This is a genomic window from Mycobacterium appelbergii (assembly GCF_032883035.1).
GTDB lineage: Bacteria > Actinomycetota > Actinomycetes > Mycobacteriales > Mycobacteriaceae > Mycobacterium > Mycobacterium appelbergii.
This window is the reverse complement of the sequence record NZ_JAMQTH010000009.1, coordinates 138980-157630: the sequence shown is the minus strand read 5'-3', so window position 1 is coordinate 157630 and position 18651 is coordinate 138980. Positions and strand designations below refer to the sequence as shown.

The window sequence follows — 18651 nt, the reverse complement described above, 5'->3', positions numbered from 1 at the left end:
ATCGCCCATGAACAACACGACCGTCAGCCTCATCGACGTCTCGACCTACCTGCCCGGTGATCCGGTCGGCGCCGACTACTACGCGCAGTTCGCCGACTCCGATGACCTGCGGGACAACCTGATGTTCCGGGCCCCGCGATCACGTCACCACGTGGCACCCGACGAGACGGCGATCGACATGGTCGAACGCGCCGCGACCGGGCTCATCGAACGCCACGGGCAGGACGCGGTGACGGGCGCTGACATTCTGATCACGCACACCCAGCTGCCCGATATGCCCTTCTACGGTGGCGGTGGCGGCATGGCGCACCGGCTGGGCATGAAACCCAACTGGGTGATCGACCTGCACAACGGCGGCTGCGCGGCGTTTGTGCTGGGACTCAAGCTGGCCCGGAATCTGTTGGCATCGGGGGAGGGCCGGTCCGCGGTGATCGCGGTCGCGCAGAACGCGGCCGGTCAGATCTTCGACCAGCCGACGATCCGGCGAAAGGCGCAGTCCTCGGTCCCCGGCGACGGCGCGGCGGTCGGCCTGGTGACGCTCTCCGACACGGCGCCGATTCTCGATGTCGAATGCCGAACCTACGGCGAGTATGCCGGGGATATGACCATCGCGATCGATCCGCCGCGCAAATGGTGGGAAGCCGGGCCGGGGGAAGGCTGCATCGGTTTCACCGAGAGCAAGATCACCAAGGTGCTGGCCCGCGGCAACCGCCAGGTTCCTGAGGTGTCCTACGCGGTGTGCGACCGAATCGGCATAGCGCCCAAGGATATCGACCTGCTCGTCACCAACCAGCCGAACCGGGTGTTCCTGCGGAATTGGCGTGAGGCACTGGAACTGCCCGCCGAACGTCACGTCGACACCTTTGACGAGTGCGGAAATCTGTTCGCCGCGGGTATCCCGGTGAACCTGGACCGCGCGGCCAGTACGGGCCGGCTCAAAGCGGGTGACACGGTGCTGATGGCGGCATTTGCACATGCCGGCGACTTCGCCGGTGCGGCGGCCGTGCAGTGGGGCGGGCGGAACTGATGGCCGCCACGCGCGGCGCGCTCGTCGATGCTGTCGGTGCCCTGCCGGAAGCGGTGAACCCATTGGCTCTGTCGCTCAACGAATGTCCGTTTGCGCCGTTGCCTGCGGTGCGCTCGGCGATGGCGGCCTCGTTCGATGTCGTCAACCGGTATCCGGAGTTTCTTCCCGAACGCCTGCGGTCGTTGATCGCGGCACACGTCGGGCTGAGCGACGATCAGGTGGTGATCGGGATCGGCGCGACCGGTGTCATCATGCAGGTGCTGCACGCGGTGACCAGCCCCGGCGACACCATGGTGATGTCGGCACCTACCTTCGACGGATATCCGATCTTTGCGCACATGGCCCGGTTACGGCCGGTGACCGTCCCGCTCGATGTGCACGGTCACCACGACCTGGACGCGATGGCAGACGCGGCCGCCGACGCCAGGGTGGTGGTGGTGTGCCGACCGCACAACCCGACGGGCACCGTCGAGCCGGCGGCCGATGTGGAACGGTTCCTGGCCCGGGTGCCCGCGGACACCGTGGTGGTGCTCGACGAGGCCTACGTCGAGTTCCTCAGCCCCGATCACCGCATCGACGCCGCAGGCCTGGTCGCACGGTTCGGCAACCTCGTGGTGGTGCGGACCTTTTCGAAGGCCTACGGGCTGGCCGGACTGCGGATCGGCTATGGCTTCTGCGCGCCGGAGCTGGCCCGCACGCTGTGGGCCATGCAACTGCCGTTCGGTATTCCGGTGAGCGGGTTGGTGGCGGTCGCCGCCTCCTACGATGCGGAAAGTCAATTGCGCCAACGTATCCGGGTGATCGCGGCAGAACGCAGGTACCTGCGGATGCGGTTGCGGGCCCTTGGCGTCTACAGCACCGACGGGCATGCCAACTTCGTCTACCTGCCCGAGGCTGCCAGGGGATGGCGCGATGTCTTCGACCGTGCCGGCCTGCAGGTGCGCCACTACGCCGATGGCGGTGTACGCATCACGGTGGGAGGCCGACCCTCCACCAGGGCGGTGTTACGTGCGGTGATCGCCGCAACGGACTGAGATTCCGGTCGTGGGTTCTGCCGTCTCCGCGCGGGCATGCGGTAAGAAGAGGCGGTGCCCCATTCCGACAAGCGTGATCCCATCGCGTTGGCGCGCGCCAATTGGGAGGCCGCCGGATGGGGCGACGTCGCCGACGGCATGGTCGCTGTGACGTCGGTGATGCGGGCCCATCAGATCCTGCTGGCGCGCGTGGAGAACGCGTTGCGGCCCTATGATCTGAGCTTCTCCCGTTTCGAGTTGCTGCGGCTGCTGGCCTTCAGCAGTGCCGGTGAGCTGCCCATCACCAAGGCCTCCGACCGGCTTCAGGTGCACGTCACCAGCGTCACGCATGCCATCCGCCGCCTCGAGTCCAGCGGCCTGGTGGAGCGCATCCCACATCCCACCGACGGACGCACCACCCTGGTGCGGCTCACCGAGTTGGGGCGGTCCACCGTCGAGGACGCCACCGTCACCTTGAATCAGCAGGTGTTCGCCGACATCGGGATGTCCGATGACCAGTCGCGGGCGCTGGCGCAGTCCATCGAAACATTGCGCCGTCACTCCGGGGATTTCTGAAACGCGCGGCGTTAGGCTCGAACTCGATCGAGGGGAGCGCCATGCACGCCAAGATTCTCGGATTGGTGGTGTCGGCGGCGGCGCTGGTGGCTGCCTGCAGCGCGACCACCGCAGGGGTTGCCACCGCACCCCCGGACGTCACCCCGTTCACCACCACCACGGACCCGAGCGCGACTGCGGCGCCGGGCGCGTCGGTGATGCCGCAGGAGGCCTACGACGAGATTCGCGCCGCCGGTGTCGAGGGTCCGGACTCTGCCATCGAGGACCAGGTGGCGATGGCCTGCATCATGGCCAGCGGCAGTTTCAACCATTCGAAGCAGGACGTGGTCGATGTGCTGACCCAGATGGGCAGCCCGTTGCCGCCCGATGTGCTCATGGTGATCGTGGAGGTGGCGCTCAAGTATGAGTGTCCCGAGAACGCCGAGAAGCTCGGCGGTTAGCCCCGGGCGTCGGCCGTGGCTGCGACATCCAGGCTCAGGAATTCTGGCGCCTTGATGACCCTGCGCAACATGAACCGGATGAATGCGGGCATGCCGCCGGCGTTTTCGTCGCGGTAGACCCGAGGCGAGACCAGTTGGTACCGGTGCCTTCGGCTCTCGAGTTCGCAGCCACCGGCAGCGAGCACATTGCGTACCCAGTCGGCCTGCGAGCCGTAGGTCAGTGCGATGACGTATCCCTGCGGGCGGCGGAAGGCCCACAGCGGCGTCCGGAAGGTGCGCCCGGACTTGCGGCCGCGGTGTATGACGACCGCCCATCCGGGCGCCCACGGAGCGATGAAACGGGTGAGTCGATTGAGCCCAACTTTGTTGGCGCGGGCGACCCAACGGGGAGCAGGCATCTCGAAACTCCTCAGTCGTTGAATTAATGCACCGAGCGTAACGCCGCACGAATCCAGAAGTCAACGGTTGTGGAATTAATGTGGGCTACGGCTGCGGCCGGTTGGCCCTAGTCGATGACCGCGGGCAGCGGGATGGTCGCGGTGACGGCCGTGCCTGCCCCCGGCCTGGACCGGATATTGAGCCTGCCGCCGACGATCTCGGCCCTTTCAGCCATCGACAGCAGCCCGTAGCCGCCCATCTCGTCACTGCCCAGCGGGTGCTCGAAGGTATCGAAACCTCTTCCATCGTCGACGATTTCGAGCCGTGCCACGCCATCTTCGACCGCGAACGTCAGCCGGGCACGGGTCGCTTCAGCATGCTTGACGACGTTCTGCAGGCACTCCTGGGCGATGCGGTACAGCGCCAGTTCGATGTGGTCGGCCACCCGCGTCTCGGCGAGATCGACCTCCAACTCCACATGGGGAATGGAGCGCGCCAGGCTCGCCAGCCCGCCGGACAGGCCGAGGTCGTCGAGCACCGGCGGGCGCAGGCCACTGATCGCCGCGCGGGCCTCTTGCAGGGTGAGATCCGCCAACTCCCTGGCCTTCGCGAGTTGCTCGGCCACCGCCGCAGGGTCGTCGACCGCGCGGGCCGCCGCATCCAGCCGGTAGGACAGCGTCACCAGCCGTTGCGAGATCCCGTCGTGAATATCGCCCGCCAGCCGGCGTCGTTCGATCTCCTGCGCCTCGATCACCTGCTCGACGAAATTCTCATGCGCCCGTTCGCGGGCCACCAGCTGCCGGTGCAGCCGCGCCTGGTGTAGCGCACCGGCGATGAGCCTGCCGATCACCACCAGCAACTCGACGTCACGCGTGGGGAACTCGCGGCGGTTGACGGTATGAACGTTGAGCACCCCGACAAGCCCACCCGGATCCGTCTCCATGGGCACTGACACCATCGAGGTGAAATCGCGGCCGCGCAGCGACTCGAACGGCATGTAGCGCGGGTCGGATTCCTTGTGGTCGTTGATCACCACGGGTTCGCGGTGGCTGGCCACCCAGCCGGAGATGCCCTGACCCAATGGCAACCGGATCTTGCCCACTTCGCTGTCGAACGGCGGCGTGGCCCCGGCCAGGGTCAGCGAGCGGTCCGAGTCGTCGAGCACGTGCACGAAGCACACGTCGGTCGCGGTGGCTGCGGTGATCATCCGAGCCGCGGCGGCCGCCAGCGGCTCCACCCCCGGTCCGCTGGATGCGGCCCGGATGAGTTCCCGCAGCAGCGCCAGCTCGCGGTCGGCGGTCAGGTTCACCCGGGACGGGCGGTCGCGGGCCGGGGTCACTGGTAGATGCCTTCGCGTAGTGCGGTCGCCACGGCGCCGGCGCGGTCGCTGACCCCGAGCTTGCGGTAGATGGATCGCAGGTGCGTCTTGACCGTTTCCTCACCGATGACGAGCTTGTTGGCGACACCGCGGTTGGACAGTCCGCTGACGACGTAGGACAGGATCTCGCTCTCGCGCTGGGTGAGGCCCTGCCGGACGCCGGGCCAGAACTCGTCGCGCTGCAACCGGGCCGCGGTATCGGCCGCCCTGGCCGCCATGCCGGGGTCGATTGCGGTCTTGCCGCTGTGCGCGAATTCGATCTGACGCACCAGTTCGTCACTGCTGATGCTCTTGAGGAGATAACCGGACGCGCCGACCCGCAGCGCCTGGAACAGATACTGCTCGTCGTCGTAGACCGACAGCATCACGACCCTGCGGTCCGGATCCCGTTCGCGCAGGACCCGGCACAGGTCGAGCCCGCTCGAGCCCTGCATCCGCACGTCGCAGAGCACGATGTCGGGGTCCAGGTCCGCGACCACGCTGAGGGCCCGTTCGGCGCCGACGGCCTGCCCCACGACCTGAACCCGGTCTTCGAAGGTGGCAAGCATGGCCTTGAGACCCTCGATGACCATCTCGTGGTCATCGACCAGCACAAGGCGCACTGGGCTGGTGGGCGCCATGCGATCACCTTAGAGGGCCGGTTCTGCTGCGCTGCGCAACTTCGCCTGTCCAATCCCCCCTATGGGGGACGCGGAGGGGTTGTGACGTGCGCCACTGTGATCAGGTGACCACTCCACAGGAGAAAACATGGCGTGCCGGTCGGTTCTGGTGGGACTGTCCCCAACCCGGCGACGCCCGTGCCTTCCCGCTGCGTGCCGTGATCTTCGATCTTGATGCGCTCTCCGATGTCGATACCGACGGACACCGCGTCGTATTCAATGCCGCGTTCGCCGCACTCGGTCTGCCCATCGAGTGGAGCGTCGCACGCTACCGGCAATTACTGACACTCCATGATCAGCGTCAGCGGGTCACCGCCGAGCTGCGGAAGCGCTGCGTCGGCACCGAGTGCGATGTGCTGGCCGAGCTGCTCGCCGATGAGATCTGCATGACCAAGGAGATGATGTTCGAGGAGATGATCCTCGACGCCGGGCTGGCGCCCAGGCCCGGTCTGGTGGACCTCGTGATGGACGCCTACGCAGCCGACGTCCCGGTCAGCGTGGTCTCCAGTGGGCGACGCAGTTGGGTCGAACCCCTGGTGCGTCAACTGGTCGGTGAGGGTCTGGTCGAAACCGTCGTCACCGCCGACGACGTGAGCCCGGATGCCGAGCTGTACCGCCACGCTCTGGGTGAGCTCGGCGTGGCCGCCCACGATGCCCTGGCCGTCACCGGTTCGGCTGCCGGATTGCGCGCCGCGAACGCGACGGGGCTGGCCACGGTGCTCATCGACCCGGATGCCGCCGACGGGCGTAACCGGCCGGCCGCCGCGGTCCGCGCGGATTACGCCGGGGCCGACGACGCGCTGCGCCTGGCGACCTGCCAGCGCCTGCATGCCCAGTGGTGGGCGCAACACAGCACTTCAGCCGCGTAGCGTCTCGATCACCGCGCTGAAATCCTTGTCGGCGTGGTCGACGGCGAACTTGGCGTAGATGTCGGCGGCGTGGCTGCCCAGCGGTGCGGCCGAACCGGTCGATTCCACCGCGGCCATCGCCAGGCCGAGATCCTTGTTCATCAACGCCGTGGCGAAGCCGGGCTGGAAGTCGTTGTTGGCCGGTGACGTCGGAACAGGCCCGGGCACCGGGCAATTCGTGTGCACGGCCCAGCAGTTTCCGGTCGCCCCGGTGATCACGTCGAACAGCGACTGCGCGGGCAGGCCGAGCTTGTCGGCCAGGACGAACGCCTCACCCACCGCGATCTGTTGCACCGCCAGCACCATGTTGTTGCAGAGCTTGGCCGCCTGCCCGGTGCCGGACCCACCGCAGTGGATGATCTTGCCCGCCATGGGTTCCAGCACGGGGCGGGCGCGCTTCACGGCGTCCTCGGTACCGCCGACCATGAACGCCAACGTCCCCGCCGTCGCCCCCTTCACCCCGCCCGACACCGGCGCATCGAGGTGCGCATGCCCGTGTTCGCCGGCCAGGGCGTGCATGGCCCGGGCATCATCGACCGAGATGGTCGAGGTGTCGATGAACAGCGTCCCTTTCGGGGCCGCCGGCAGTACCTCGGTGTAACACGCCCGGACCACTGCACCGCTGGGCAGCGAGGTGATCACCACCTCGGCTTCGGCGGCCGCTTCGGCGCCGGTGTCGAACACCTTGACACCCTTGGCTTCTGCGGCCTCTTTCAGGGCCTGCACCGGGTCGAAGCCACGCACCGCGTGTCCCGCGGCGGCGAGGTTGGCGGCCATCGGTCCGCCCATGTGGCCCAAACCCAGGAATGCGATCGTCGTCACGTGTGTCTCCCTATGCTGTGGCGCTGGCTCTGGCTGATCCGCGCCCGATCACCACGCGCATGATTTCGTTTGTGCCTTCAAGGATGCGATGCACCCGCAGATCGCGGACGATTTTCTCCAGACCGTACTCGCGCAGGTAGCCGTAGCCGCCGTGCAACTGCAGCGCCTGATCGGCCACCTCGAAGCAGGTGTCGGTGACATAGCGCTTGGCCATCGCGCACAGCGTCACCTTGTCGGGGTGATCACTGTCAAGCGCAACGGCCGCCCGCCACAACATGTTCCGTGAGGTTTCCAGGCCCGTGGCCATATCGGCGATGGCGAACCGGATGGTCGGCTCGTCGAGTAGCGCACCGCCGAACGCCTGCCGGTCGGCCAGATACGCCACGGTCTTGTCGTAGGCGGACTGCGCACCACCGAGTGAACACGCCGCGATGTTGATGCGGCCGCCGTTGAGACCGTTCATCGCGATCCCGAAGCCGGTGCCCTCGGTACCGCCCAGCAGCGCATCGGCCGGCACCCGCACGTTCTCGAAGATCACCTGTGCGGTGGGCTGCGCGTTCCAGCCCATCTTCTGTTCATCGGCACCGAAACTGAGCCCCGGCGTGCCTTTCTCGACCACGAAGGCCGAGATTCCCCGTGGACCCTCGCCCCCGGTTCTCGCCATCACCACATACAGATCGGAGCTACCGGCGCCGGAGATGAACTGCTTGACGCCGTCGAGCACGTACTCGTCGCCGTCACGGACCGCCTTGGTACGCAATGCCGCGGCATCCGAACCGGCGCCGGGCTCGGTGAGGCAGTAGCTGGCGATGGCTTCCATCGACGCCAGCTTCGGCACCCAGGTCTTGCGCTGCTCCTCGGTGCCGAACGTGTCCACCATCCACGCGCACATGTTGTGGATGGACAGGAACGCCGCGATGGTGGGGTCGGCACCGGCGAGAGCCTCGAAGATGCGTACCGCGTCGAGCCGGCGCAGTCCGCTGCCGCCGGTGTCCTCACCGCAGTAGATCGCGGCCATGCCGAGCTCGGCCGATTCGCGCAACACATCGGTGGGGAAGTGATGGGTCTCGTCCCACTCCAATGCGTATGGCGCGATGCGTTTTTCGGCGAACGCGGCCGCTGTTTCGGCGATCACGCGTTCGTCGTCATCCAGGTCGTGCAGGTCCACCGCCGACGCTACTTCATGGTCGGGATGACGAACTCGGCGCCATCCTTGATGCCGGAGGGCCAGCGCTGGGTCACGGTCTTGGTCTTGGTGTAGAACAGGATCGAGTGGGGCCCGTGCTGGTTGAGGTCGCCGAAACCGGACCGCTTCCAGCCGCCGAAGGTGTGGTAGGCCACCGGAACCGGGATCGGCACATTCACGCCGACCATGCCGACCTGGACCCGCGAGACGAAGTCGCGGGCGGCGTCGCCATCGCGGGTGAAAATGGCGACACCGTTGCCGTATTCGTGCTGAGACGGCAACGCGAGTGCTTCTTCATAGTCGTGGGCCCGCACGATGCACAGCACCGGGCCGAAGATCTCGTCGGTGTAGATCGACATGTCATTGGTGACGTTGTCGAACAGGGTGGGGCCGATGAAGTAGCCACCTTCCAGGTTGGCATCACCGAAAGTCAGTTCGCTGCTGGCGCGTTCACGGCCGTCGACCACGAGCTCGGCACCCGCTTCCACGCCCTGGCCGATGTAGTCCTTGACGCGTTCGAGTGCGGCGCCGGTGACCAGGGGGCCGTAGTCGGCCTTTGGGTCGAGGCTGTGTCCGACGCGCAGTTGGTTGACGCGTTCAACAAGCCTGGCGCGCAGTCGGTTTGCAGTTTCCTCGCCGACCGGTACCGCCACGCTGATCGCCATGCACCGTTCGCCTGCACTGCCGTAGCCGGCACCGATCAGCGCATCCACGGCCTGGTCGAGGTCGGCGTCGGGCATGATGATCATGTGGTTCTTCGCACCGCCGAAGCACTGCGCGCGCTTACCGTGAGCTGCCGCGCCGGAGTAGATGTAGTGGGCGATGTCGGAGCTGCCGACGAACCCGACGGCTTGGACGGCAGGGTGCTCGAGGATGGCGTCGACCGCCTCTTTGTCGCCCTGGACGACCTGGAACACCCCAGGCGGCAGGCCGGCCTCGATGAACAGCTCGGCCAGGCGCAGCGGCACCGAGGGATCCCGCTCAGAAGGCTTGAGAATGAAGGCGTTTCCGCACGCGAGGGCAGGACCGGCCTTCCACAGCGGAATCATCGCCGGGAAGTTGAACGGGGTGATGCCCGCGACCACGCCGAGGGGTTGACGCAGCGAGTACACATCGATGCCGGTGCCAGCGCCCTCGGTGTGGTCGCCCTTGAGCAGGTGCGGGATGCCGACGGCGAACTCGATGACCTCCAGGCCGCGCTGGATGTCACCCATCGAGTCGCCGAGCGTCTTGCCGTGTTCCAGGGACAGGAGTTCGGCGAGTTCGTCAGCGTTCTGGTTGACCAGGTCGATGAATCGCATGAGGACCCGGGCGCGGCGCTGGGGGTTGAACGCGGCCCATTCTTTCTGGGCTTCGGCGGCCCCGGTCACCGCGGCGTCGACATCGGCGGCCGAGGCCAGTAGCACCTGGGCCTGGACTTCGCCGGTGCTGGGGTTCAGCACGTCGGCGGTGCGGGTGGACCCGGCATTGGTGCGCTGGCCGTTGATGAAGTGCTGGATCTGTTTCGTCATGGCGTCCGTCCAAGAGGTTTTACGCAGTGATGAGACTCGGCGAATACCCGAGATACTTGCATATCCTAGTAATTGGTCAACCGCCTTGGCAAGAGGTGGAATTGTCTTTCTGCCCCAGTTCTCCGGCGAGCAGACGCGCCGGTACCCGAAAAGTGCTCCGCAGGGGTACATACGCGTCTGCTCGCCGGGAAAACTGGGGCAGGTGGTCTCAGCCGAGCGGTTCCGCGGAGCCCGTCGGCGCCGAGCGCACCGCGCCGATGCTCGCGACCGTCACCAGGGCGACACCGAGGTAGCCGGGCACGCCGATCTGCTGACCGAGGATCACGAGCCCTGCCACCGCCGCGGCGACCGGTGACAGGCTGGTCAGCACGGCGAACGCGGCCGGTGTCAGCCGACGCAGGGAAAGCAGTTCCAGTGAATACGGGATGACCGAGGACATCACCGCGACGGTCACGGCCAGGACGGCGATGTCCCCGCGCCAGACGCCGGCCAGGTCGACGGTCAGCAGGGCGAACGGCGCGATCACGAGCGCGCCCATCACGGTCGCCAGCGCGAGGCCGTCGACGCGGCGAAACTCTGCGGCGGTGCGTGCCGAGGCCAGGATATAGCCCGCCCAGCTCACCGCCGCTGCCGCCGCGAAGGCGAACCCGAGTGGGTCCAGACGCCCGTCGCTGTGCCGGGTCAGGCCGAGCAGGGCGACGCCGGCGAAGGCGAGCACGGCCCAGAGCCACGCTGCCCGTCGTCTGCTCGTGACCACCGAAAGGATCAGCGGGCCAAGGACTTCAACCGTCACCGCAACACCGAGCGGGATCCGCGAGATGGCGCAGTAGAAGCTGAAGTTCATCACGGCCAGCGCCGCGGCCAGGGCGCCCGCCGAACCCCACGCCCGCCGCGTCAAGCCCCGCACCGCGGGTCGCACCGCTGCGCACAGAATCACCCCGGCAATCGCGAAGCGCACGAACACCGCACCCGCGGTACCCAGGGTGGCGAACAGGCCGACTGCGAACGCCGCGCCCACCTCCTGGCTGACGGTGGCCGCCACCACCAGCAGGGCTGCCGCGGCCGGTGCGCGCGAACCGAGGGTCAAACCGTCACCGGAAGCCGGGCTCCGGTGGCCAGCTCGGCGTACCGGCGCATGAGCCGCAGCGCGGTGTCCCGACTCATCTGAGGATCGCGAGCCACGATGCGGTACCCGAGATAGTCCTCCATCGCCATGAGTGTCATGGCGATGTCGCGGGCGGGGGAGTCCAGGGTGAACACGCCGCAGGCCGCACCGGCATCGAAGATGCCCGCGTAGAGGCCGACCTGACGGTGATAGATGTGCTGCACGTCGCGGCGTTGGTCGAGTTCGAAGCCCGCAGCCAGCACCGCCCGCCAGATCGCCCGCCATTCCGCATCCTCCGGACCGGTGGGCAGGCCGGCGGCGATGGTCAGCGCCAACTGCTCGCACACATCGTCGGTGCGCTCCACCACCGCGAGGCGGTCGTCGTAGAAGCGGGTGTCCGAACGCTGCGCGAGCTCGGACAGCAGCTGGTCCATCTCCTTGAAGTAGTAGCGGACGGCGTTGGCGGTGAGGCCCAGCTCGGCCGCGACGTCGGCGATGCGCAGCGTGGCGAGGTCATGCCGCTCGATCAGTGCGATCGCCGCGTCGAGGATCTCCTCGCGCCGTTGCGCCTGCCGGTTGGGTCGTGCCACCACCCCATCCTTACTGATTTCCCCGTTCCTCTTGCGCGTGGCGCCCGTCACGTCCATTATTTTCCAATCGTGAAAAAAACTCTGCAAACCGAAACCCCCGTGCGGGCCCGAGACCTCGGCATCCTCGTCGGGGAGCACCCGACCGGCAGCCACAACGCCATCACCGACGTGGCGGGCGTCCGCGTCGGCCACACCACGCTTCAACAGGCCGGCCCGCCGGCCGTCAACACCGGGGTCACCGTCGTCGTCCCGCATTCCGACATCTGGACCGAACCGGTCTTCGCAGGCGCGCACCGGCTCAACGGCAGCGGAGAACTGACCGGACTGGAGTGGATCAGGGAATCCGGCGAGCTCACCACGGCCATCGGAATCACCAACACCCACAGCGTCGGGACGGTCCGCGACGCACTCGTCGACGCGCAGGTGCAGGCCCGCGGCGAGGGGCTGTACTGGTCCCTGCCGGTCGTCGGGGAGACCTATGACGGACTGCTCAACGACATCAACGGCCACCATGTGCGCGCCGAACACGTGCACGCCGCCTTGGCGGAAGCAGCCGACGGCCCGGTCGCCGAGGGCAACGTCGGCGGCGGAACCGGCATGATCTGCCACGGCTTCAAGGGCGGCATCGGTACCGCCTCGAGGATCACCGACACCGCCACGGGCCGGTACACCGTCGGTGCGTTGGTACAGGCAAATCACGGACGACGCGAACGGCTCCGGATCAACGGCGTGCACGTGGGGGAGATGATCGGGCCGGATCAGGTGCCCACGCCCGACCTGCCACGGAGTTACGAGCCGGGATCGGGTTCGATCATCGTCATCCTCGCCACCGATGCGCCGCTGCTACCGCACCAGTGCGCGCGGCTGGCGCAACGGGCGACGCTGGCAATCGGCAGGCTCGGCGGCACCGGCGAGCAGTACAGCGGGGACCTGATGCTGGCCTTCGCCACCGGGAACCGCGGCATTCCGCCGTACGCGTGGGACGAGGACGTCGACACCGAACGCCCCGAGGTCCCGCTGCGGATGGTCGCCCCGCAGTTGATGACGCGACTGTTCGACCTGGCGATCGAGGCCACCGAGGAAGCCATCGTCAACGCACTCGTCGGTGCGCGAACTCTGACCGGACGTGACGGCCGCACCGCCCACGCCCTCGACCACACCTTGCTCCGCACCGCGCTGTTGATGGAGGGCCACTGATGAGCACAAGCACCTCGACTGCCGACGGGCAGCGCCTGCAGGGAAAGCTCGGCGCCGTCGGTGTCGTATTCATGGTGGTTGCCGCCGCCGCGCCCCTGACCGTGATCGGCGGCAACATGCCACTGGCCATGGGCCTGGGCAACGGTGCCGGAGCGCCGGTCGGATTCCTCATCGCCGCACTGGTTCTGCTCGTCTTCAGCATCGGGTTCGTGGCGATGACGCCGTACGTGCCCGAGGCGGGCGCCTTCTTCTCCTACGTGACGCTGGGGCTCGGCCAGCGGATGGGCAACGGGATCGCCGCCGTCGCGCTCATCGCCTACACCGCCATTCAGGTGGGCATCTACGGCTACATCGGATGGGCGATCGGCGATACGGTGCGGTTCTACGGCGGCCCGCAAATCCCTTGGCCGCTCTATTCATTGGCGATACTGGCGATCGTCGCGCTGCTCGGCTACCGGCACATCGACCTGAGCGCCAAGGTGCTCGGCGTCGCGCTCGTGCTGGAGATCAGCATTGTCATCCTGCTCGACCTTGTGATCGTCGCCGATCCGGGTCCGGCCGGTCTGACCCTGACGTCGTTCACCCCCGGCGTCTTCACCCAGGGTGCGCTCGGCATCGCAGTCCTGTTCGCGCTCACCGGGTTCATCGGGTTCGAAGCAACGGCGGTGTTCCGCGACGAAGCCCGCAACCCGGAGCGGACGATCCCGCGCGCGACGTACGCCGCGGTGCTGATCATCGGCGGCTTCTATGCGCTGACCTGCTGGGCCTTCGTTGTGGCCATCGGGCCCGACCAGGTGACCGAGGTCGCGCAGCGCACCCTCGACGGCGACGCGAACATGCTGCTGGACACCACGAACGACAATTTGGGCCGAATCGGGCGTGACATCGTCAACGTGTTGCTGCTGACCAGCCTGTTCGCCTGCGTGCTGTCCTTCCACAACGTGATCGCGCGTTACCAGTTCGCGCTTGCCCGAAAAGGACTGTTGCCCGGTCGCCTGGCCGTCGTGCATCCGGTCCACGGCTCACCGGCCTTCTCGTCAGTCGTCCAAACCGTCACTGCCGCAGTGATCGTGGGCATCCTGGCGGTGCTCGGCGTGGATCCGTTGGTGGGCGTGTTCGGGTCCATGGCGGGGGTGGCGACCGTCGGCATGGTGGTGCTGATGCTCACCACCTCGGTGGCGGTGCTCGCCTATTTCGTGCGGCACCGTGAGCACGCGGGCGGGCGACTCTGGCAGACGCGCATCGCGCCGGGGTTGGCCTGCCTGGGTCTGCTGGGCAGCTTGCTGCTGGTGCTCACAAACTTCACCCTGGTCACCGGCGGCAGCGCGACGGTGAGTGCAATCCTTGCTGCGGTGCCGTTCGCCGGGCTGGTCCTGGGCGCAGTTTTCGGCCGGTTACCGACGCAGTAGGCGGGGACATCCCGATCGCCGGGTTCAGTGCACTCCGGCGCGAAGTTCCTCGACGAAAGCGTGGGTGTCCTCCCACGTCGGCAGCAGGCCCGCCGCCTGCACCTCTTTGAGTGTCGGCGCGGCCGCATCGCGATCGGACACGATCAGCTCGTGGGCGTCCGGCCACTCGATCCCGAGGTCGGTGGCCCTGACGGTGTGCTCGCGGTCAGGGTCATAGCCCGTCGAGCACATGTACATCACCGTCGAATCATCTTCCAGCGCAAGGAAAGCGTGCCCGAGCCCTTCGGACAGGTAGATCGACCGGCGGTCGCGATCGTCGAGCAGCACCGAGTCCCATTGGCCGAAGGTTGGGGAGCCGACCCGGATGTCGACCACCACGTCGAACACCGCGCCCCGCACGCACGTCACGTACTTGGCCTGGCTGGGTGGTAGCTCCGAGAAGTGCACCCCGCGCAGCACCCCGGCGGCCGACACCGAGCAGTTGGCCTGACGCATGTCGAAGCGGTGGCCGGCGAATCCGGTGAACGCAGTGTCGGTGAACCACTCGAAGAACAGTCCGCGCGCATCACCGTGCAACTTCGGCGTGATCTCCCAGGCTCCTGGAATTTTGAGTTCGCGTGAGGTCACTGGCCTCGCTCCCGGTAGTTGTTCTCGACGGCATCCTTCAACGGCGCCCACCATGATTCATTCGCGCGATACCAGTCGATGGTGGCGCGCAACCCTTCGTCGAAGTCGGTGTGCTTGGGGCCCCAACCCAATTCGTCCTGCAGCACCGTGGGGTCGATGGCGTAGCGCAGGTCGTGTCCGGCGCGGTCGGGCACGTGGTCGAAGTCGTCAGGGTCACGGTCCATCAAGCGCAACAGTGCGCGCATGACGGTCAGGTTGTCGCGCTCGCATTCCGCGCCGATCAGGTAGGTGCGGCCGACGGTGCCATCGGCCAGGATGCGCCACACCGCGCTGTTGTGATCGTCGACGTGGATCCAGTCACGCACGTTGGCGCCTGCGCCGTAGAGCTTGGGCCGCCGACCGGTCAGCAGGTTGGTGATCTGGCGCGGGATGAACTTCTCCACATGCTGGTACGGGCCGTAGTTGTTGGAGCAGTTGGAGATCGTGGCGCGCACGCCATAGGACCGCACCCACGCCCGTACCAGCAGGTCGGCGGCGGCCTTGGTCGACGAGTACGGGCTGGACGGGTTGTACGGCGTGGACTCGGTGAAGCGCGCCGGATCGTCGAGGTCCAGATCGCCGTACACCTCGTCGGTCGACACGTGGTGCAACCGCACCCCGTGTGCGCGCACCGCCTCCAACACGGTGAAGGTGCCCATCACATTTGCCTGCACGAACGGCGCCGGGTCGGCAAGTGCGTTGTCCACATGGGTTTCGGCGGCGAAGTGCACCACCGCGTCGCACTCGGCGACCAGCTTGTCGACGAGCCCGGCGTCGGTGATGTCGCCCTCGACCAGCCGGATCCGGTCCGCGACCGGGCTCAGGGATTCACGCGAGCCCGCGTAGGTGAGGGCGTCGAGCACCGTCACCGACGTGGTGAGCGCCTCGCGTAGGGCCAGATGGACGAAGTTCGCGCCGATGAAGCCGGCGCCGCCGGTGACCAGCAATCGCATGGGTCAACCCTAACGGTCCGTCGTTGGGTACGTTCGGCGCGCTCGCGCGGTCAGTCGCGCAGCTCCAGCGGTCCCGCGAGCTCGGTCAGCGTCGGGATCAACGTGTCACCATCGCCGAGCACCTGGATCGCCACGTGGTCGGCGCCGGCCGCGACGTGTTGACGCAGGCGCGCAGCGATATCGCCCGCGGTGCCGTGTGCGACCACCGCATCGATCAACTTGTCGCTACCCGGCTTGGCGATGTCCTGTTCGGTGAACCCGAGCCGACGCCAGCTGTTGAGGTAGTTGCTCAGGTTGAGGTAGAAGTCGACCGTCTCGCGGCCCACCGCGCGGGCTGCCGCCGCGTCGCCGGTCAGCACCACCTTGTGCTCGGGCGCCAGGAAGACCGCTTCGCCCAGCACGCCACGGGCATGCTCGGTGTGTTCGGGAGTGGTCAGATACGGATGCGCGCCCGCACTGCGCTGCGCGGACAGTTTGAGCACCTTGTCGCCGAGCGCGGCGAGCACCCGACGGCTGGTGGGCACCTTGGCGGCATCGAGCACGTCGAGGTACTCGACCAGCGCGTCGTAGGGCTTGCGGTAGTCGTCGGTGTGTTCCGGATGGCCGACGCCCACGCCGAGCACGAACCGGCCCGGGTACGCCGCCTCGATGCGGTGATAGGACTCGGCGACCTGCTTGGCCTCGGCCGTCCAGATGTTGACGATGCCGGTGGCCACCTGCAGCGTTTCGGTGCGCTCCAGGATCGGTTCGACGAACGACAGGTCGCCCGCCGGGGATCCGCCGGCCCACACTGCGCCGTAGCCCAGCGCCTCGATCTCGGCGGCCTGTTCGGGGGTCACCGGCCCGAAGGTCCACACTCCGTAAGTGCCGAGCTGAGGTTTGAGCGAGAGCGTTTCGGTCATCCGAAGTCCTTCTTCTCAGGCCAGGCCGAGTGGCCCGGCGAGTTCGGCCAGCGCAGGAACCAGTTTGTCCGATGAGGTCAGCACCTGCACGGGTACGTGGTCGGCACCCGCATCCAGATGCTGCTTGAGGCGCGCCGCGACCGCGTCAACGGTGCCATACGCCACCACGGCGTCGATGAACCGGTCGCTGCCGGGCTTGGTGAGATCCTCATCGGTGAAGCCGAGGCGCGTGAAGTTGTTGCGGTAATTGGTCAGCCCGAGGTAGATGTCGAGTGCCTTGCGACCCACCGCCCGCGCCTGGTCCGCGTCGGTGGTGAGCACGGCCTTGTGCTCGGGTGCGAGGAACGCCTCCGGCCCGATCAGTTCGCGAGCCTGCGCGGTGTGCTCGGGGGTGGTCAGGTAGGGATGCGCACCGGCCGCCCGGTCCGCCGACAGTTGCAGGACCTTCGGTCCCAACGCCGCGACGACCCTGCGGTGCTTTGGCACCCCGTACTCGTCGAGCTTGTCCAGGTAGTCGGTGAGCGCATCGAGCGGCTTGCGATACTCGGTGTGCGCCTCGCGGTGACCGACGCCGATGCCGAGCAGAAAACGGCCCGGATACGCATTCTCGATCCGGTGGAAAGATTCGGCGACCGGTCCGGGTGCGGCCGTCCAGGTGTTGACGATGCCGGTGGCCACCTGCAACGTCGTGGTGGCTTCCAGGATCGGCTCCACCCACTCCAGCTCGGCCGGTGGTGATCCGCCGACCCAGACGGCGCCGTAGCCCAGCGCCTCGATTTCCCTGGCCTGTGCGGGCGTGACCCCGCGACCGAATGAGCCGAACCGGCCGAGATCGGGTTTGGTGTCTTGAGAAGTTGTGGTCTGCGTCATGGTCCGGTCAACCCTGCGGCGGGTCGCGGCTATTCCGAATGAATCACCGCGATTCTGGGTTACACGTGGCGGTGCGCGATAATTCTCGCGCTCATCGGAACCGATCGTGGAGGAGACAACTCATCAGGCTGGGGGGCTGGTAGTTGCTGGCGGTATTGCAGGCCTTCGCTGTCATCGGGATCGTCATCGTGGTGGGCATCGTCGTGGGGCGCCGCGATGTGCTCGGCGAGAACGCGGGAATGGTGCTCAACCGCGCGGCCTTTCACATCGGTGTTCCCGCATTGCTGCTGCTCAGTCTCGCCGATTCCGAACCCGGCCATGTGTTTTCGCTCATGCTCCTGGTATCGGCGATCGCCGCGCTTGTGGTCTATGCACTGTTCTTCGCGATCGCCAAGGTGATGCGACGTCCGCGCGGCGATACCGTCATCGGTTCGATGCTGGCGTCCCAGGTCAACGCGGGCAACCTCGGCATCCCGGTGAGCGCCTATGTGCTGGGCAGCACCACCGAGGTGTCAGCGATCATCCTGTTCCAGACGCTGGTGCTGGTGCCGATCAGCCTGGGCATCCTGGACTCCGAGGATTCCCGGGACACCTCGACCGGCCGTCGCCTGCTGAGCCTGTTCACCAACCCGATCATCGCGGCGAGTGCGGTCGGGCTGATCCTGGCGGTGGCCGATGTGCCTATTCCGCAGGCCCTCCGCGATCCGCTGGAGTTGCTTGCCGCGCTCGCGGTGCCGACGGTGTTGCTGGCCTTCGGCATCTCCCTGAGCGCGCGTTCACGCGGCGACGGCCATATCCATCGCGGCGAGCTCATGCTGGCAATCCTGTTCAAGACCCTGCTGATGCCCGCCGTCGCTTATGCGCTGGCACGGTGCCTGGGGGTGGACCACCACCAGCTCATGATCATCACCGTGCTCGCGGCGTTGCCCTCGGCGCAGAACATCAACACCTACGCGGCGCTGTACCGGCGGGGTGAAACGTTGGCCAGGGACGCGACACTGATCAGCACGATCGCGTCGATACCCGTCATCGTGGCGGTGGTCGCGCTCACGGGGTGACGG

20 protein-coding genes are annotated in these 18651 nt (G+C 67.2%); 8 read left to right on the top strand and 12 right to left on the bottom strand.

Annotated elements, in window-relative coordinates; translation table 11 throughout:
• Positions 1 to 7: 7 nt before the first annotated feature.
• Genes M1247_RS21525 through M1247_RS21510 form a run of 4 tightly spaced genes read left to right on the top strand, consistent with a single transcriptional unit; the run spans position 8 to position 3056 of the window.
• On the top strand, positions 8 to 1027 hold the full coding sequence (locus M1247_RS21525; RefSeq protein ID WP_317158414.1) for a 3-oxoacyl-ACP synthase III family protein: 1020 nt from the start codon (positions 8 to 10) through the stop codon (positions 1025 to 1027).
• Entirely contained in the window at positions 1027 to 2061 is a 1035-nt protein-coding gene (locus M1247_RS21520; RefSeq protein ID WP_317158413.1) for a pyridoxal phosphate-dependent aminotransferase, read from the top strand. Before M1247_RS21525 ends, M1247_RS21520 begins: the two co-directional genes overlap by 1 nt.
• Positions 2062 to 2115: 54 nt before the next feature.
• Complete coding sequence (locus M1247_RS21515; protein ID WP_317158412.1) at positions 2116 to 2616, top strand: MarR family winged helix-turn-helix transcriptional regulator; 501 nt, start codon at positions 2116 to 2118, stop codon at positions 2614 to 2616.
• A gap of 41 nt (positions 2617 to 2657) precedes the next feature.
• The gene (locus tag M1247_RS21510; protein WP_317158411.1) at positions 2658 to 3056 is read left to right on the top strand and encodes a hypothetical protein; all 399 of its coding nucleotides are present in this window, start codon (positions 2658 to 2660) and stop codon (positions 3054 to 3056) included.
• On the opposite strand, the gene M1247_RS21505 is transcribed toward M1247_RS21510, so the two are convergent.
• The 3 genes from M1247_RS21505 to M1247_RS21495 all read right to left on the bottom strand — a co-directional run bounded on the left by M1247_RS21505 (position 3053) and on the right by M1247_RS21495 (position 5432).
• Positions 3053 to 3454, bottom strand: a complete 402-nt coding sequence (locus M1247_RS21505; protein WP_317158410.1) for a nitroreductase family deazaflavin-dependent oxidoreductase — start codon at positions 3452 to 3454, stop codon at positions 3053 to 3055. The genes M1247_RS21510 and M1247_RS21505 overlap by 4 nt on opposite strands.
• Before the next feature lie 107 nt (positions 3455 to 3561).
• Positions 3562 to 4743, bottom strand: coding sequence for a GAF domain-containing sensor histidine kinase (locus M1247_RS21500; protein WP_317158594.1), 1182 nt, complete (start codon positions 4741 to 4743; stop codon positions 3562 to 3564).
• 26 nt (positions 4744 to 4769) lie between these two features.
• Entirely contained in the window at positions 4770 to 5432 is a 663-nt protein-coding gene (locus tag M1247_RS21495) for a response regulator (RefSeq protein WP_317158409.1), read from the bottom strand.
• Positions 5433 to 5536: 104 nt separating this feature from the next.
• On the opposite strand from M1247_RS21495, the gene M1247_RS21490 reads away from it, so the two are divergent.
• On the top strand, positions 5537 to 6340 hold the full coding sequence (locus M1247_RS21490) for an HAD family hydrolase (RefSeq protein ID WP_317158408.1): 804 nt from the start codon (positions 5537 to 5539) through the stop codon (positions 6338 to 6340).
• Here M1247_RS21490 and mmsB read toward each other — a convergent pair.
• The 5 genes from mmsB to M1247_RS21465 all read right to left on the bottom strand — a co-directional run bounded on the left by mmsB (position 6329) and on the right by M1247_RS21465 (position 11593).
• Positions 6329 to 7201: a 3-hydroxyisobutyrate dehydrogenase gene (gene mmsB / locus M1247_RS21485; protein WP_317158407.1), complete on the bottom strand. Its 873-nt coding sequence runs from the start codon at positions 7199 to 7201 to the stop codon at positions 6329 to 6331. The genes M1247_RS21490 and mmsB overlap by 12 nt on opposite strands.
• A gap of 10 nt (positions 7202 to 7211) precedes the next feature.
• Complete coding sequence (locus M1247_RS21480) at positions 7212 to 8369, bottom strand: acyl-CoA dehydrogenase family protein (protein ID WP_410506913.1); 1158 nt, start codon at positions 8367 to 8369, stop codon at positions 7212 to 7214.
• 8 nt (positions 8370 to 8377) lie between these two features.
• Entirely contained in the window at positions 8378 to 9898 is a 1521-nt protein-coding gene (locus M1247_RS21475) for a CoA-acylating methylmalonate-semialdehyde dehydrogenase (RefSeq protein WP_317158406.1), read from the bottom strand.
• A gap of 208 nt (positions 9899 to 10106) precedes the next feature.
• Positions 10107 to 10985 (bottom strand): EamA family transporter, encoded by an 879-nt coding sequence (locus tag M1247_RS21470; RefSeq protein ID WP_317158405.1) that lies wholly within the window; start codon positions 10983 to 10985, stop codon positions 10107 to 10109.
• A complete protein-coding gene (locus tag M1247_RS21465; RefSeq protein WP_317158404.1) occupies positions 10982 to 11593 on the bottom strand; it encodes a TetR/AcrR family transcriptional regulator in 612 nt (203 codons plus the stop codon). The genes M1247_RS21470 and M1247_RS21465 overlap by 4 nt, the downstream gene beginning before the upstream one ends.
• A 99-nt stretch (positions 11594 to 11692) precedes the next feature.
• On the opposite strand from M1247_RS21465, the gene M1247_RS21460 reads away from it, so the two are divergent.
• Both M1247_RS21460 and M1247_RS21455 read left to right on the top strand, forming a co-directional pair.
• On the top strand, positions 11693 to 12790 hold the full coding sequence (locus M1247_RS21460) for a DmpA family aminopeptidase (protein ID WP_317158592.1): 1098 nt from the start codon (positions 11693 to 11695) through the stop codon (positions 12788 to 12790).
• A complete protein-coding gene (locus M1247_RS21455; RefSeq protein WP_317158403.1) occupies positions 12790 to 14199 on the top strand; it encodes an APC family permease in 1410 nt (469 codons plus the stop codon). Before M1247_RS21460 ends, M1247_RS21455 begins: the two co-directional genes overlap by 1 nt.
• Before the next feature lie 24 nt (positions 14200 to 14223).
• On the opposite strand, the gene M1247_RS21450 is transcribed toward M1247_RS21455, so the two are convergent.
• The 4 genes from M1247_RS21450 to M1247_RS21435 are packed head-to-tail and all read right to left on the bottom strand — an operon-like array spanning position 14224 to position 17590.
• Positions 14224 to 14826, bottom strand: coding sequence for a dTDP-4-dehydrorhamnose 3,5-epimerase family protein (locus M1247_RS21450; RefSeq protein ID WP_317158402.1), 603 nt, complete (start codon positions 14824 to 14826; stop codon positions 14224 to 14226).
• Positions 14823 to 15818 carry a dTDP-glucose 4,6-dehydratase gene (gene rfbB / locus M1247_RS21445; RefSeq protein WP_317158401.1) on the bottom strand — a complete coding sequence of 332 codons (996 nt, stop codon included), beginning with the start codon at positions 15816 to 15818 and terminating at the stop codon, positions 14823 to 14825. Before rfbB ends, M1247_RS21450 begins: the two co-directional genes overlap by 4 nt.
• 50 nt (positions 15819 to 15868) lie before the next feature.
• On the bottom strand, positions 15869 to 16720 hold the full coding sequence (locus tag M1247_RS21440; RefSeq protein WP_317158400.1) for an LLM class F420-dependent oxidoreductase: 852 nt from the start codon (positions 16718 to 16720) through the stop codon (positions 15869 to 15871).
• 15 nt (positions 16721 to 16735) lie between these two features.
• Positions 16736 to 17590 carry an LLM class F420-dependent oxidoreductase gene (locus M1247_RS21435; RefSeq protein ID WP_317158399.1) on the bottom strand — a complete coding sequence of 285 codons (855 nt, stop codon included), beginning with the start codon at positions 17588 to 17590 and terminating at the stop codon, positions 16736 to 16738.
• Between the two features lie 143 nt (positions 17591 to 17733).
• Between M1247_RS21435 and M1247_RS21430 the strand changes: the two genes are divergently transcribed.
• The gene (locus M1247_RS21430) at positions 17734 to 18648 is read left to right on the top strand and encodes an AEC family transporter (protein ID WP_317158398.1); all 915 of its coding nucleotides are present in this window, start codon (positions 17734 to 17736) and stop codon (positions 18646 to 18648) included.
• Positions 18649 to 18651: the final 3 nt, after the last annotated feature.

What these genes read in the sequence shown, in the direction of transcription:
- M1247_RS21525 (WP_317158414.1), top strand. Translation starts at nt 8, where the DNA reads ATGAACAACACGACCGTCAGCCTCATCGACGTCTCGACCTACCTGCCC.
- M1247_RS21520 (WP_317158413.1), top strand. Translation starts at nt 1,027, where the DNA reads ATGGCCGCCACGCGCGGCGCGCTCGTCGATGCTGTCGGTGCCCTGCCG.
- M1247_RS21510 (WP_317158411.1), top strand. Translation starts at nt 2,658, where the DNA reads ATGCACGCCAAGATTCTCGGATTGGTGGTGTCGGCGGCGGCGCTGGTG.
- M1247_RS21505 (WP_317158410.1), bottom strand. Translation starts at nt 3,454, where the DNA reads ATGCCTGCTCCCCGTTGGGTCGCCCGCGCCAACAAAGTTGGGCTCAAT.
- M1247_RS21495 (WP_317158409.1), bottom strand. Translation starts at nt 5,432, where the DNA reads ATGGCGCCCACCAGCCCAGTGCGCCTTGTGCTGGTCGATGACCACGAG.
- M1247_RS21475 (WP_317158406.1), bottom strand. Translation starts at nt 9,898, where the DNA reads ATGACGAAACAGATCCAGCACTTCATCAACGGCCAGCGCACCAATGCC.
- M1247_RS21455 (WP_317158403.1), top strand. Translation starts at nt 12,790, where the DNA reads ATGAGCACAAGCACCTCGACTGCCGACGGGCAGCGCCTGCAGGGAAAG.
- rfbB (WP_317158401.1), bottom strand. Translation starts at nt 15,818, where the DNA reads ATGCGATTGCTGGTCACCGGCGGCGCCGGCTTCATCGGCGCGAACTTC.
- M1247_RS21440 (WP_317158400.1), bottom strand. Translation starts at nt 16,720, where the DNA reads ATGACCGAAACGCTCTCGCTCAAACCTCAGCTCGGCACTTACGGAGTG.
- M1247_RS21435 (WP_317158399.1), bottom strand. Translation starts at nt 17,590, where the DNA reads ATGACGCAGACCACAACTTCTCAAGACACCAAACCCGATCTCGGCCGG.